At 63.9% G+C, this 14,108-nt stretch carries 15 protein-coding genes, 1 tRNA gene and 1 other RNA gene; 10 read left to right on the top strand and 7 right to left on the bottom strand.

The features are described from left to right. The first annotated feature begins 1 nt into the window (after position 1). From ACX80A_RS08785 to ACX80A_RS08770, 4 genes are all read left to right on the top strand, one after another. Positions 2-490: a peroxiredoxin gene (locus tag ACX80A_RS08785; RefSeq protein ID WP_459259321.1), complete on the top strand. Its 489-nt coding sequence runs from the start codon at positions 2-4 to the stop codon at positions 488-490. Further along, positions 487-1,419, top strand: coding sequence for an NAD-dependent protein deacetylase (locus ACX80A_RS08780; RefSeq protein ID WP_459259320.1), 933 nt, complete (start codon positions 487-489; stop codon positions 1,417-1,419). The genes ACX80A_RS08785 and ACX80A_RS08780 overlap by 4 nt, the downstream gene beginning before the upstream one ends. Before the next feature lie 93 nt (positions 1,420-1,512). Further along, positions 1,513-1,585 (top strand) — tRNA-Val (locus ACX80A_RS08775). An 87-nt stretch (positions 1,586-1,672) separates the two neighbouring features. Further along, the gene (locus ACX80A_RS08770) at positions 1,673-2,029 is read left to right on the top strand and encodes a DUF732 domain-containing protein (protein WP_459259319.1); all 357 of its coding nucleotides are present in this window, start codon (positions 1,673-1,675) and stop codon (positions 2,027-2,029) included. Here ACX80A_RS08770 and ACX80A_RS08765 read toward each other — a convergent pair whose 3' ends face one another. Together ACX80A_RS08765 and ACX80A_RS08760 are read right to left on the bottom strand one after the other, a co-directional pair. Continuing rightward, positions 2,030-2,764, bottom strand: coding sequence for an SGNH hydrolase domain-containing protein (locus ACX80A_RS08765; protein ID WP_459259386.1), 735 nt, complete (start codon positions 2,762-2,764; stop codon positions 2,030-2,032). Further along, on the bottom strand, positions 2,757-3,992 hold the full coding sequence (locus tag ACX80A_RS08760; protein ID WP_459259318.1) for an acyltransferase family protein: 1,236 nt from the start codon (positions 3,990-3,992) through the stop codon (positions 2,757-2,759). The genes ACX80A_RS08765 and ACX80A_RS08760 overlap by 8 nt, the downstream gene beginning before the upstream one ends. 295 nt (positions 3,993-4,287) lie before the next feature. Between ACX80A_RS08760 and gndA the strand changes: the two genes are divergently transcribed. Next, positions 4,288-5,727, top strand: a complete 1,440-nt coding sequence (gene gndA, locus ACX80A_RS08755; RefSeq protein ID WP_459259317.1) for an NADP-dependent phosphogluconate dehydrogenase — start codon at positions 4,288-4,290, stop codon at positions 5,725-5,727. A gap of 63 nt (positions 5,728-5,790) precedes the next feature. Here gndA and epsC read toward each other — a convergent pair whose 3' ends face one another. The 3 genes from epsC to msrA form a co-directional block, all read right to left on the bottom strand. Further along, complete coding sequence (gene epsC / locus ACX80A_RS08750) at positions 5,791-6,378, bottom strand: serine O-acetyltransferase EpsC (protein WP_459259316.1); 588 nt, start codon at positions 6,376-6,378, stop codon at positions 5,791-5,793. Positions 6,379-6,401: 23 nt separating this feature from the next. Further along, positions 6,402-7,337 (bottom strand): cysteine synthase A, encoded by a 936-nt coding sequence (cysK, locus tag ACX80A_RS08745; RefSeq protein WP_459259315.1) that lies wholly within the window; start codon positions 7,335-7,337, stop codon positions 6,402-6,404. 100 nt (positions 7,338-7,437) lie between these two features. Further along, complete coding sequence (msrA, locus tag ACX80A_RS08740) at positions 7,438-7,962, bottom strand: peptide-methionine (S)-S-oxide reductase MsrA (RefSeq protein ID WP_459259314.1); 525 nt, start codon at positions 7,960-7,962, stop codon at positions 7,438-7,440. A 110-nt stretch (positions 7,963-8,072) separates the two neighbouring features. On the opposite strand from msrA, the gene ACX80A_RS08735 reads away from it, so the two are divergent. The 3 genes from ACX80A_RS08735 (at position 8,073) to ACX80A_RS08725 (ending at position 10,883) form a co-directional block, all read left to right on the top strand. Further along, a complete protein-coding gene (locus tag ACX80A_RS08735; RefSeq protein WP_459259313.1) occupies positions 8,073-9,026 on the top strand; it encodes a Nif3-like dinuclear metal center hexameric protein in 954 nt (317 codons plus the stop codon). Between the two features lie 129 nt (positions 9,027-9,155). Next, on the top strand, positions 9,156-9,896 hold the full coding sequence (locus tag ACX80A_RS08730; protein WP_459259312.1) for a zinc ribbon domain-containing protein: 741 nt from the start codon (positions 9,156-9,158) through the stop codon (positions 9,894-9,896). Between the two features lie 9 nt (positions 9,897-9,905). Next, entirely contained in the window at positions 9,906-10,883 is a 978-nt protein-coding gene (locus ACX80A_RS08725) for a reverse transcriptase-like protein (protein WP_459259311.1), read from the top strand. 5 nt (positions 10,884-10,888) lie between these two features. On the opposite strand, the gene ACX80A_RS08720 is transcribed toward ACX80A_RS08725, so the two are convergent. After that, the gene (locus tag ACX80A_RS08720) at positions 10,889-11,653 is read right to left on the bottom strand and encodes a YaaA family protein (RefSeq protein ID WP_459259310.1); all 765 of its coding nucleotides are present in this window, start codon (positions 11,651-11,653) and stop codon (positions 10,889-10,891) included. A 42-nt stretch (positions 11,654-11,695) separates the two neighbouring features. Here ACX80A_RS08720 and rnpB point away from each other — a divergent pair. Both rnpB and ACX80A_RS08710 read left to right on the top strand, forming a co-directional pair. Next, positions 11,696-12,103, top strand: an RNA gene (gene rnpB, locus ACX80A_RS08715) — RNase P RNA component class A. A 115-nt stretch (positions 12,104-12,218) separates the two neighbouring features. Continuing rightward, the gene (locus tag ACX80A_RS08710) at positions 12,219-13,502 is read left to right on the top strand and encodes an MFS transporter (RefSeq protein ID WP_459259309.1); all 1,284 of its coding nucleotides are present in this window, start codon (positions 12,219-12,221) and stop codon (positions 13,500-13,502) included. Between the two features lie 26 nt (positions 13,503-13,528). On the opposite strand, the gene def is transcribed toward ACX80A_RS08710, so the two are convergent. Continuing rightward, positions 13,529-14,101, bottom strand: a complete 573-nt coding sequence (gene def, locus ACX80A_RS08705; protein WP_459259308.1) for a peptide deformylase — start codon at positions 14,099-14,101, stop codon at positions 13,529-13,531. Between the last annotated feature and the right edge of the window lie 7 nt (positions 14,102-14,108).

The following is a 14,108-nucleotide window of genomic DNA, read 5'->3' as shown; positions in this document are numbered from 1 at the left end:
CATGACCGGGCTCCCGGCGATCGGTGGGCCAGCGCCCGACTTTGAGCTAGCCAACCAGTTCGGCGAGCCGATCCGTCTCAGCGAGCTGCGTGGCACTCCCGTTGCGCTGGTGTTCTATCCGTTCGCCTTCTCGGGGGTGTGCACTGGCGAACTGTGCGAGTTGCGGGACAACCTGGCCATGTTCGACGACGAGGGTGTGCGCCTCCTTGCCCTCTCGGTCGACTCGAAGTACACGCTCCGCGCCTACGCCCAGGATCAGGGTTTCACGTTCGATTTACTTGCTGACTTCTGGCCGCATGGCGACGTCGCCGCCCGGTACGGCGTGCTCGACGCCACCCGCGGCTACGCGGAACGGGTTACCTACCTGATCGACTCGGCGGGGATCATTGCGGCCACCCTCCGGACGCCGCTGGGGGAGCCACGCAAACTTGACGACTACCGATCCGCGCTCGCGGCCCTCCCGGCAGCAGTCCAGCACCGCGGGTCATGACAGGCCACGCCGCAGACCCCCAGGCCGTTCGGCGGGGCTTCGGATTGACCGGATTCGCCAGCGCAGATCCAGTCGCCGCTGCTGGCACCCTAGCCCACGAACAGCGTGGGCGGATGGGGAAGGTGGTCAGGCTCCTGACCGGGCGCCGGCTCGCTGTCCTCACCGGCGCTGGCCTGAGTACTGATTCGGGTATTCCCGATTATCGGGGGCCGCACTCGGTTCCCCGCAACCCGATGACCTATCAGCAGTTCGTCGGAGACGAGGCGCTACGGCGTCGTTACTGGGCTCGCAACCATGTGGGCTGGCATCACCTTCGCCACGCTGACCCCAATCCAGGTCACCGGGCGCTGGCCGGGTTGGAGGCCCGAGGACTCCTTTCCGGGCTCATTACGCAAAATGTTGACCGGTTGCACTCGGCTGCCGGACACATGGACGTGATCGACCTGCATGGCACCTATGACCGCGTGGTCTGCCTGCAGTGCCGGCGGCGTTACAGCAGGTCCGATATTGCCGTTGTCCTGGAGCGGCTGAACCCCGGTTATCTTGAACGGGAGTCCGATGCCGGGGATGTGGCGCCCGACGCCGATGCCGACGTCGATGACACCGGCGACTTTGTCATGGCGTCCTGCCCCACCTGTGGGGGCATGCTGAAGCCGGACTTCGTGTATTTCGGGGAGAACGTTCCCAAGGATCGGGTCGCGGAGGCCTACCAGGTGGTCGATTCGGGGGCTGCGCTGTTGGTTGCTGGCTCATCGCTCACGGTGATGAGCGGGCTGCGTTTCGTCCGGCACGCAGCGAAGGCTGGCAAGCCGGTGGTCATCATCAACCGGGGGAAGACCCGCGGCGACGATCTGGCGACCATCCTCGTCGATCTGGGAGTCTCGGAAGCGCTCACCTTCCTCGCCGAATCATTACCCGATCTTGAGTAGCTGTAGGCGCACGCGGATTGGCATTCGACCTGGAATGCCAGTAGAGTAAATTTTCGTTGGTTGGCCGGTCCGAGGATCGCCGATCGCATATTTGGGTCTTTAGCTCAGCTGGTAGAGCGCCACGTTTACACCGTGGATGTCATCGGTTCGATCCCGGTAGGACCCACTATTGAAACCCCGCTTTGCCAAGCAATAGTGCTTGAGAAGGCGGGGTTTCTCGGTTTCAGAGCAGACAGTGGGGCAGGGAAGTCGAGTGCTGGACCGTAGAGTATCGAAACGCGCCGCCAGCGCCACGCTGCTATGCCTGATGGTGGGATTAGTGGGTTGCTCGGCCTCCGATGACGGAACGGCAGGGGCTGGCGAACCCCGTGAGGCCTCCCGGCAACGTTTCCTTTCGGAGTTGCGTGATGCCGCCCCCGATTCGGCGTACTCCAAGGACGAGCAACTCATCGCCACGGGAGAGCGGGTCTGCGCGGAGTTGGCAGCCGGTGCAGACCTCGACGAGCTTGGGGCCCGTGACCCGGCGGAAAACCTTACCGACGAAACTGTCGAACGTATTCGGATCACCCAGGCCCTGGCGTCAGAGCATCTATGCCCGGACGCCGCTTGATTATCTGACCTTGTCGAGTTCGGCGCCGAGCGGCCCAGCCAACGCCAGACTGAATTCCGTTGTGATGTGGTGCTCGTCCCGGTAGACCAGCAAATCCCCGATGATGGACGGGCAGATCTCGGTACACAGGTAGCCGTTGAGGTCGACAAACGTCGAGTTGGTTCCCTGCGCGGCGGCCCGCTCCTCTCTGGCGCCGAGCTCCTTATCAAGGCCCTCGGCGCGCGAAAGGTCACAGGCGTTGGCGTCCTCGGTGTGCTGGGACAGGCAGGACAGCGGTGACGCGGGATGCCGCGGAGTGTCGGCCAGCACCAGGGCACGCGATGACTCGGGGAGCGCGGACAGCGTGGAACGCAGTCCGGTTTCCCACTGCTCCAGCAGCCCTCTCGATGAGTCAGCCGGAGCCACGTCGCCGTAATTGCTGAGCAGAACCAGTTGGGGGTTCAGCTTCTCAATGTAGTCAAGGGCGCTCCGGCGCCACTGTTCGCACTGAGAATAGGGCGACTGTTCGTGTAGGATCTCGATGTCCACCGACGGGCAACTCGACTTGGTGAGGTTATGCAACCGATACGAACTGCCGGTGGCGTACGCGTCGATGGCCGGGAACCACTGGGCTGCATGGGAGTCGCCGAACAGGACAATGTCCAGGTCAGCTTCCTCGTCGCCATACACGCACCCTGATTGAACGTCGGTCACAGCGAAGTCAGCGTGGCAGCCGTCGTCGTAGGTCTCAGGAATGCTGTCCGGCGCGTCGCGCAGGGTGGGGGTCAGATTGGCAGGAACGAACCCAGATCCGGCCGGGGAGACCTGATGCGAGTGCGATGCGGCATCCCTGGAGGAGGCGATCGGGGTGGTGCTCTGCACAGCGCTGAGCCCCGCCGCGGTCGCAACGAACATCAGCGACGCCCGCGCGGTCATGGCGATGACCCGGCGTGCCCGCACCGGGCCTGCCGGAGGGATGGCGGAAACGGTTCTCGACGTACGTGTACAACAGAACGGCGAGCGGGACGCTCAGCGCACCCAGGGCGAGCGTGACAGGCAGCGGCAGCGGATTCTCATAGCCGACCGCGGCCTGTGGGACGATCAGCAGCGGCCAATGCACCAAATAGATCGAGTAGGACCAGGCGCCCACCTTCTGCATTGGTGCCCGGCTCAGCAGCACTCCAGCGCCGATGCCCGGGCGCGAGCTGCCGCAGACGATGGTGACGGCGGTGGACAGCACGGGCAGCAGTGCAGCCCAGCCGGGGAACACCGTGGCCGCGTTGAGTGCCAGCAGGCTTACCCCGATACCCGCCAGCCCCACCCACGTGCCGATGGCCGATGACCGGGCGTTGAGATTGATCATGCCCGCGTGCAGTGCGAAGGCAGCCAGAGCGCCGACGCCCAACTCCCAGGCCCGGGTGGGCAGGAGGAAAAAGGCTGCCGGCTGCGATGTACTCGTCAGGAGGACACAGAGGATGAAGGAGAAGACAACGATTGCCAGGACCATCCAGAACAGGCGTTTGATGGACTTCCTGGCGAGTAGGAAGCCCACCAACAGGATCAGCGGCCAAAAAAGGTAGAACTGCTCCTCAATCCCCATCGACCAATAGTGCTGGAAGGGCGATGGTGCCGTTTCAGCAAGGTAATCGGACCCCTGCAAGGCGAACAACACATTCGGGACGTACAGCGCGGTCGCGATGGCGTCCTGCAGTGCCCCCGGGCGGGTGGAGGGCGGTAGGAACAGCAGCGAGGCCACGGTAGTCAGGGCCAGCACAGCGAACGACGCCGGGATGATCCGCCTGATCCGTTTGGCGTAGAACTCCCCAAACGGGATCCGGCCGCGGGCTTTGAGCATCGAAATCAGCTGGCCAGTGATCAGGAATCCGGAGATGACGAAGAAGATATCCACACCGACGTAACCGCCGGGAACCGCCGCGAGACCAGCGTGATAAAGGACCACCGCCCCCACCGCGACAGCCCGCAAACCCTGAATATCTGGCCGGAACGCCGCCGACTGTCGGGCTGCGCGGTGCGAACTATCAAGTCCTTTTGTCGGTAACCATCTCGCCTTAATCTATCAATTCGACAACAATGTATCGATTCCTGCCAGGCTTGGGCAGGATTATGAAGCCGAAGCTCCCCTTCATGATCCGACACCGTCTGGCCAGTGGACTGCCAGCGGTAATAGGGTGAAAGAACTGTTTCGTGGCGCGGAGCTGCCTGGCTGACCGCGCATCGGCCCCCGTGGTTGGGGGCATAACCCCAGTATTGGAGACTTCATGAGTGCACAGATCGGTGTCACAGGCCTAGCAGTCATGGGCGCAAACCTGGCCCGTAACCTCGCCCGCAACGGTTACACAGTCGCGCTGCATAACCGTTCGGTCGAGAAGACCGACGTCCTGCTGGAGAAGCACGGGCACGAAGGCGACTTCATCCGTACGGAGACGCTGCAGGAGCTGGTCGACTCGCTGGAGACCCCGCGCCGGGTGCTGATCATGGTCAAGGCCGGAGCGCCGGTCGATTCAGTCATCGGCCAGCTCGAGCCGTTGCTCGAACCAGGGGACATCATCATCGACGCCGGCAACTCCCACTACGAGGACACCCGCCGCCGCGAGGCTGCCCTCGCCCAAAAAGACCTGCACTTTGTCGGAGTCGGCGTCTCCGGCGGTGAAGAGGGAGCCCTGCTGGGTCCCTCGATCATGCCTGGCGGTTCCCGTGAGTCCTACGACTCGCTGGGTCCCATGCTCGAAAAAATCTCCGCCAAGTACGACGGCGAGCCCTGCTGCCGGTGGATCGGCACCGACGGTGCCGGACACTTCGTGAAGATGGTCCACAACGGCATCGAATACGCCGACATGCAGGTCATCGGCGAGGCCTACGACCTGCTCCGGTCCGGTGCCGGCATTGAGCCAGCCGAACAGGCCGCGATCTTCACTGAGTGGAACACCGGCACCCTGTCCTCCTTCCTGGTTGAAATTACCGCCGAGGTCCTCGCCCACACAGACGCGGCTACGGGGAAGCCCTTTGTCGACGTCGTTGTCGACTCTGCAGGCCAGAAGGGGACGGGCCGCTGGACTGTAGTGTCGGCGCTGGAGCTGGGCAGCCCGACGTCGGGCATCGCCGAATCGGTGTTCGCCCGCGGACTGTCGGCGCAGCGGGACCAACGTGCCGAAGCGCAGGAGATTCTCGCGGGCCACGAGGGGACCGTTGAACTGCCTGAATCTTTCGTTGAAGACGTTCGCCTGGCGCTCTACGCCTCGAAGCTGGTCAGCTACGCGCAGGGCATCGACATGCTCACCGCCGCCGCGAGGGAGTATGGCTGGGACCTGCAGCTCGATGAGATCGCGTCGCTGTGGCGGGCAGGCTGCATCATCCGGGCCGAACTTCTTGACGACATCATGAAGGCCTACGCCGAAGTCGACAGCCGCCCGCTCAACCTGCTCCTCGCCCCAGCCTTCGCCGAGTCGATCGCCGGTGCGGTTCCGGCCTGGCGCCGGGTGGTCTCCACGGCGGTGCAGCTGGGCATCCCGGTACCGGTGTTCTCGGCGTCGCTTGCCTACTACGACGGCCTGCGCCGTCGTCGGCTCCCCGCAGCTCTCACCCAGGGCTTACGGGACCTGTTCGGCGCACACACCTACAACCGGGTCGATAAGGACGGCACCTTCCACACCCTGTGGGGGGAAGACAAGGCTGAAATCGAGGCAGTGGACACCCACTAGTCCTGTTAGACATCTGATGGTCCAGGCAGAAATGCCCGGACCATCAGATGTTAACCAGAAAATCTAAATGTAGAGCGCCGGATCGATGTACTCGGCCGGATCCACCGCGGGCAGGGTTTCCCGCGCTGAATCACGGTGCCGGAAGGTCGCCGGGATACCCGTCGCGATCGAATCCGGTGGCGTGTCCTTCACGACGACGGCGTTGGCTCCGATGGCGCTCCCGGCACCAATGGTGATGGGGCCCAGCACCTTCGCCCCAGCACCGATGGTGACCCGGTCGCCAATCGTCGGATGCCGCTTGATCTTCTCCAGCGAGCGGCCGCCCAGGGTGACCCCCTGGTAGAGCATCACGTCGTCGCCGATCTCCGCGGTGCCGCCGATCACCACACCCATGCCGTGGTCGATGAAGAACCGCCGGCCGATGGTTGCGCCGGGATGGATTTCGATCCCGGTGGCGGCGCGTGCCAGTTGGGCGAGCAGCCGTGCCGGAAACCGAAGGCCCGGCCTGGCCCACATGCGGTGGGTCAGGCGGTGCACCCAGATGGCGTGCAGACCGGAATAAACCAGCCCATTCTCAAAGGAGCCTCGGGCGGCCGGATCGTGCTCTCGGGCCGTCTGAAGATCCTCGTGCAGTCGCGCTAGAAAACTCACAGACCACTTTCTGTTGGGAGGGCTTAGCCCCGAATATCGTCGAACAGGACAGTTGAGATGTATCGCTCACCGAAGTCGCAGACCACAGCCACAATGAGCTTACCCGCGTTTTCGGGTCGCTTGGCGAGCTCCAGGGCCGCCCAGACAATGGCGCCGGACGAAATGCCACCCAGGATCCCCTCCTGCGTTCCGAGGGCACGGGCTACGCGCACCGAGTCCTCCACCGAGGCATCGATGACCTCGTCGTAGGCGTTTTGGTCGAGGATCTCGGGGATGAAGTTGGCGCCCAGACCCTGGATTTTGTGCGGACCGGGGGCGCCACCGTTGAGGATCGGTGAATCGGCTGGTTCCACGGCGACGATCTGCACGCCAGGCTTGCGTTCCTTGAGGACCTGCCCGACGCCGGTGATGGTTCCGCCGGTGCCCACGCCTGCCACGAAGATGTCGACGGCGCCGTCGGTGTCCTCCCAGACTTCTTCGGCGGTGGTGGCACGGTGAATGGCAGGGTTGGCCTCATTGGCGAACTGGTGGGCCCAGATCGCGTTTTCGGTGGTGGCGACAATGTCCTTCGCCTTCTCCACGGCGCCGCGCATCCCCTCGGAACCTGGAGTCAGCACAATCTCGGCGCCGTAGGCACGCAGCATGACGCGGCGTTCGGTGGACATGGTCTCTGGCATCGTGAGCAGCACGCGGTAGCCGCGTGCTGCGCCCACCATGGCCAGGGAGATCCCGGTGTTTCCCGAGGTTCCTTCAACAATGGTGCCGCCGGGCTTGAGCGCTCCCGCTTTCTCGGCGGCGTCGATAATCGCGACACCGATCCGGTCCTTGACGCTGTTCGCCGGGTTATAGAACTCCAGTTTCACGGCAACCTGGGCGTCGAGGCCCTCGGTCAGGCGGTTGAGCCGCACCAGCGGGGTGCGTCCCACGAGCTGGGTGACGTCGTCGTAAATCTTTGCCATTGGTACCTGCCTAGGTTGGAAGTCGGGGACTGCTCGCCGGGTGCTCCGGTGCACGCTGGGATTCAGCCTAGCGGCGCGGGTGTTCGCGCGGGTGGGAACGTTACTCGACCAGCCACTGCGCGTAATACTTCCGCGCCTTGGCGAGCTTCGGGTTGATGATCACCTGGCAGTACCCCTGCTCGGGATGTTTGACGTAGAAGTTGTTGTGCCATTCCTCGGCTGGATGGAAACGGGGCAGCCGGGTCACCTCGGTGACGATCGGCTTGGACCAGCTTTCCTGATTCCGTTCGACCGCACGCTCAAACAGTTCCTTTTGCTCGGTGTCCTGGTAGAACATCGACGACCGGTACTGGGTCCCGACGTCGTACCCCTGACGGTTCAGCGTGGTCGGGTCGTGGGAGACAAAGAACATGTCGAGGATCACTTCCGGGGGGATGATCGACTCGTCGAAGGTCACTGCCACCACTTCGGCGTGACCGGTGGTGCCGGTGCAGATCGCCTCGTAATCGGGGTCCGGGGTGTGTCCACCGGTATAGCCGGAGATGACGTCGGTGACGCCGCGGGTTTTTTGGTAGAGGGCATCAAGGCACCAGAAGCAGCCTCCGCCGAGCACGAATGTCATCATGCCTTTAACAATGCGTTGCCTCACCAGAAGATTCCCGGAGCTTGAATCCAGTCTTCCGGCCGCCCGATGGGAATTGGTCGACGGCGGCCCTAAGGGGTACAACTGGTGCTATGGAACCGGACCATCAGACGACTGAGCGACCCGCCGAACAGGCCGATCCGGACGGGCAGGTCGACCCTGCTCCGCAGATTGATCGGGCCGGGCAAATCGCCCCTGGTTCCGCAACACCGAGTGTGGGCGACGCGATGCTGGCTATCGAGGAACTGTGGCCGGAGGCTCTCGCGGAGAGCTGGGACGCTGTTGGCCTGGTGGTGGGGCGGGCCGACAGCAGCGCCGCGAAAATCCTGTTCGCTGTGGACCCCACCCACGACGTCATCAGCGAAGCCCTTGAATGGGGAGCTGACCTGGTCATCGTCCATCATCCACTGATGATGAAACCGGTCAATTCGGTGGCGGCGAGCCACTTCAAGGGCAACGCAGTACATCGTCTGATCGAGGGTGGCTGCGCCCTCGCGACGGTGCACACGAATGGCGATAGCGCCGTCGGGGGCGTCTCCGACGTCCTTGCCGATGCGTTTGGTCTGCAAGAGGTTGAACCGTTGTCAAAGGCCACCGATGGTCTGCCCGAGGAAGGCATCGGGCGGGTGGGAAACCTTGGCGAAGCGACCACGCTGGGCGATTTCGCCGCCGTGGTGTTCTCGATCCTCCCCGCGGTGGCCGGCGGTGTCCGGGTTGCCGGTGACCGTGACGGGGTGGTCCGCAGGGTGGCCGTTTGCGGAGGCGCGGGCGACAGCCTCCTGGACCAGGTGCGGGATAGCCGCGCCGATGTCTATGTGACGGCCGACCTACGCCATCACCCGGTCTCGGAGGCGCGTGAAGGGGCGGAGAACGGCAGGCCGTACCTGATTGACGTATCGCACTTCGGCAGCGAATGGCTGTGGCTGACGCCCGCGGCCGCGGCCCTGGAGAATGTGTTGGCTGATCAGGGCTTCACAGCCGACATCAGGGTCAGCAGCGTTAACTCCGACCCCTGGGATTTTGTCCTCACCGCTGGCCAGGACTAATCCTGGCCGCCGCGGCGGCCGGCCGACGGTGACCACCGGGTTCGGTGGCGCCCGGCCGACGGTGACCACAGGGTACGGCGTGCAATAGGCTAGCTGGACGGCTCATCGGCAACCGCGGAGGTAAATACTGTGGCAAAAGCACCACCGGCAGAGCAGCTTCGGCTGTTGGAACTACAGGCGCTCGATTCGCGGTTGAACCAGCTGCAACGCCAGGCGGCCTCGGCGCGGGCCAACCCCGCCATCGTTGAACTGTCTTCCCAACTTGAGGGTACCGACAGCGAACTGGTAAGCGCTGCGACGGTCCTCAGCGACCAGGAGCGGGAGCTGACCCGTTCCGAGGACGATGTGCAGTCGGTGGTCAACCGCCTTGAGCGCGACCAGAAACGCCTCGACAGCGGCACTGGCAGCCCCAAGGATCTCACTGCGCTTCAGAGCGAGGTTGCATCACTGACCAAACGCCGCTCCGACCTCGAAGACATTGAGCTCGACATCATGGAGCGGGTCGAAACGGCTCGGGAAGCGAAGCAGGCCGCCCAGCAACGAAAGGAAGACGCGCAGGAACGGCTCAGGTTTATTGAATCCACCCGTGACGCCGAGCTCGCCGCCATTGATGCTGAAGCCTCCTCGGTCAGGGCGCAACGCGGCGATCTTGCGGCAACGTTCGACGCCGGATTCGTGGCTCTTTACGAAAAAACCCTGGCCCGCCGCGGCGTCGGCGCGGCCCGGCTATTCCACGGCACGTCGGAGGGATCGGGGATGCAGTTGAGCCCCGGCGACCTGGCCGACCTCCGAAAAGCAGCCGAGGACGACATCGTGTTCTGCCCGGATTCGGGGGCAATCCTGGTGCGCTCCGCCGAGTGGGGCAACTGAACGGTGCCCGTGGAACAAACCCTCTTCGACCACTCCGACGAAACACCCACCAAGTCCTCAGACCCACCCCTTTTGATCGTGGAAGCTGACGGCGGGTCCAGGGGCAATCCCGGCCACGCCGGCTACGGTGCGCTGGTGCGTGACCCCGAATCGGGGTCCATTCTCGTGGAAAAAGCCGCCTACATTGGGAAGGCTTCCAACAACGTCGCCGAATATTCCGGACTGGTGGCAGGCCTGGAACTCGCGAACGAACTGGATCCCACCTGCCGCATTCTGGTCAAGATGGATTCCAAACTGGTGGTAGAGCAGATGGAGGGGCGTTGGAAGATCAAGCACGCCGACATGCGGGCTCTCGCCACCAAGGCGCGCGCGGTCCTGGACCCCAAACGGGTCAAGTACCAGTGGATCCCCAGGGAGCTCAATAAGGACGCCGACCGTCTCTCCAACGAGGCCATGGACGCTGGCATGGCCGGTATTCCCTGGATACCGCGTACCAGATCGCAGAAAACGGATGGCGTGTCTGGCACCGCCACCGACGTGGCGGACGACGGGCCGGAGCGAGTTAAACCACCCACAGGGCGGCTGCATCATATTGAGCTTTGGGTCCGGAACCTGGCGGAAGCCTCCGAGTCCCTGGGCTGGCTGTTGCTGCAGCTCGGTTTTACGGAGAAGGACTCATGGACCGGCGGCGTCAGCTTCACGGGCGCCGATGGCTTGTACGTGGTGATCGAGTCGGGTCCGCACGTCACCGATGAACCTCACCAGCGTCGTCGTCCTGGGCTGAATCACCTGGCGTTTCAGGCGGGTACTCCGGCAGAGGTGGGTTTGCTCGCGCGCCGCGCCACCAGCCACGGTTGGACTACATTGTTCGCCGACGCGTATCCGCATGCTGGCGGCCCGGATAGCTATGCCGCCTATCTGGAGAACGACGCCGGGTTTGAAGTTGAGCTCGTCGCTGACTGGGCTGGGCCGGCTGCAGCCAGGTAGCGCGTTTAGCCCGGCAGGATAATGCTGAGCTGGGCTGGTTTCCGCGTCGTTGCCGGGGTGAGCTCGGTTGGCCATCGTTCACGCGTCGCGGCGAGGAGTTGAGCAGGAGTGCCCGGCTGGTTACCCCGGCGGGTGAGCAGGTGCCGTGCCAGCAGCCCCCGGGTATGTTTCGCTGAATGCGATACCACGGTGCGCTTCCCATCTCGTTCCTGTAGCACGTTCACCGCCACCGTCCGTTCCGGTAACCCCGCCCACGCCGACGCGTAGGTGCTGGAGCGGCAATCGACCACCAGCGCGTCGCCGGACCTCTCGTTGAGCGGGCCGCCCAGCCGTTGCTTCCAGAACGAGGAGAGCGTCCCAGTTTCCGGGAGCGACACCGACATGGACAGCCGGTAGGCAGGGATAGCGTCAGCAAACCCGAGGGCGCCCCAGAGCGCGGAGATCACCACCACGGATTCCTGAGCTTTCCGGCGCTGCACCGGGGTCAGTGTCTTGTAGCCCAACGCGTCGTAAAGCACGCCAGAGTAGATCGTGTAGGCGGGCGCCGCGGGCTGATCAACCAGGGTGACGTTCCGCAGCACCTCGGCGCTGAGCGAATCACCCACGCCGAGAATGCTGTGGGCCTCGGCGGTGGCACTGGTGGCCGATAGGGATGTCAGCACGGTCTGTCGGGCAGCAGTGAGCTCAGGAAACTCAAGGGTTTCGAGGTCCACCGCCAGGCCCTTCACGGCGGGCGATTTACCTTCGGACGGCGGCAGCAGAATTAGCACCGCACCACTTTACCCAATCACCCCGGTAGAATCGATAGTGGATGGGTTGACCAGGCGGTCGCGTTGAACCGACTGAAGTGCTACATGCATGGACGGCGGTTCGCCGAGGAACGTCCGGGCTCCGCAGAGCAGGGTGGTGGGTAACGCCCACTCGGGGTAACCCGCAGGAAAGTGCCACAGAAAACAGACCGCTGGGCCGCGCAGAAATACGCGGCGTAGTAAGGGTGAAAAGGTGGTGTAAGAGACCACCAGCGTGCCGGGTGACCGGCACGGCTCGGTAAACCCCACCCGGAGCAAGGCCAGACAGGGCGCGTTTGAAGGCTGCTCGCCTGAGTGTCCGGGTAGGCCGCTGGAGGGCGTCGGTAACGGCGTTCGTAGATGGATGGCCGCCACTTCTCCGCCGGCAACGGCAGGGTGGAACAGAACCCGGCGTATCGGTCAACCCATCCCCTGCAATTCTGTGATTATCGGGGCGGCAAACCGGCCGGTCAAGACCCCAGATTGAACTTTCAACAAAATTTCCAATTTGGCCGTTCTGTCGTAATGGCTCGGCTACGCTGTCTCAATGACCGACACCATGGCGCCGCGGAAGTCGCTGCTGGTACGCAACCCCAATTTCCGAGCGCTGTGGCTTTCCGGCACTGTCGGAGTGCTGGGAACTGCGGTCACGTCCATTGCGTTTCCCGTCATTGCCGTCGTCGAACTGCAGGCCAGCGACTTCGCTGTCGCAGCACTGGCAGGGATGACCTTCCTCCCATGGCTCCTGCTCGGGTTACCGGTGGGGGTCTGGGTGGACCGCTGGCCGCGGAAGTCCGTCATCGTCTGGTCCCTGATCGGCCGGATCACCGTCCTGGCCACCATCCCGGTGACGTTCTGGCTCGGCGTAATGTCAGTGGCCCAATTATTCGGCGTCTCCTTTCTGGTGGGCCTCTCGGCGGTCTTCTTTACCCTGGCCGACCAGGCGCTGATTCCGCAGGCCGTTTCGAAGGATGAGCTGGTTGAAGGCAACGGCCTGATGACCGCTTCCTCGGCGTCGGCCGATGCGGCCGGCCGCGGAATGGCGGGCTGGCTTACCGTGGCAATTGGTGCCTCAAACTCGTTGCTGGTCCAGATCGCGACGTCGTTGGCCTCGCTGTTCGCCATCTCATCCCTGAAGCTCAAGGAAGCGCAGCCGCCTCAGGGGGAGCGGCGCATCTTCAGGGAGATGAAGGACGGGCTGCGCTACACCTTCAGTACCGGCCCGCTGCGCGCGATCCTGTTCAACGCGGCCCTCTGGAATCTGGGCGGCAGCATGGTTGCCTCGTTGCTGGTGCTCCTGGTCCTTCGTACCCTGAACGAATCTGAAATCTGGCTGGGTGTGCTGATGGCCGCCGCATCGGTCGGGGGGGCATTAGGCGGTATTACTGTCAAACGTGCCACCGAGCGGTTCGGGTCCGGGCCGGTCTGGCGCTACGCGATGATCCCGGGTGTGTTCGGATACGCCTCCCTGCTGGTGATGACGCCGGGCTATGGCATGCTCTGGGGCGTTCTGGGCATGTTCGTGATGGGCGTGTGTATCGCCTGGAACATTGTCGTCGGGTCGGCCTTTAGACAGCGGGTGTGTCCGCCAACCATGATGGGCAGACTCGGTGCGGCCTCCCGCATGGTCAGCTGGGGCATGCTCGGGGTGGCAAGTATTCTCGGCGGGGTCCTGGCGGAGCTGGTAGGCATCCGTCTCGCTGTACTTATCGGCGTCGTCCTTGCGGTCGGGGCGCCGCTGGTGGCGGTCTTCGGGCCGTTGCGACACGTTGAGCGCCTCGAAGACCTCGAGCCCGAGCAGGAGCCGGAAACAGAGCCCCGGAACGCCTGACCCGTCCGGAGTGGACCGTCGGTGGTTCAGTGACCGAACGGGTCCGGATCCACCCCGGGCAACCAGGTCAGTCCTGGAACGCCCCACGCGTTGTTCTTGATTGCCTTGCGTGCCGCGCGCACGTAAGGTTCGACAAGCCGGTCGACGTACAGCCTGCCTTCAAGGTGGTCGTATTCGTGCTGCATGCAGCGCGCAAACCAGCCCGTGGCGACAAACTCGAGCGGTTCGCCGAAGCCGTCAAAGCCAGTGACCTTGACCCACTCGGCACGCTTCAGGGGGAAGGACTCGCCGGGAACCGACAGGCAGCCCTCCGACTCCTCTTCCGGGTCAGGCTCGGCGCCGGAGACCTTCGTGGTCACCAGCGACGGGTTGACCAGCACCCCGCGCGGCGGCACGTCGTCGTCGTTCACCATCCCATACACGAAAATCCGCTGGCCCACGCCGATCTGCGGTGCGGCCAGTCCCACGCCGTTGGCCTCATCCATGGTCTCGAACATGTCGGCAATAAGGGTGCGTAGCTGCTCGTCAAACTCAGTGACGACGGCGGCGCGGCGGTGCAGCACAGGCTCACCGGTGATGGTGACTGGGTGAACGGTCATGATCGCT

This window comes from Arthrobacter sp. TMN-50 (assembly GCF_054511125.1).
Note: the sequence above shows the minus strand (reverse complement) of the source record. Positions and strands in the feature narration are given on the sequence as shown.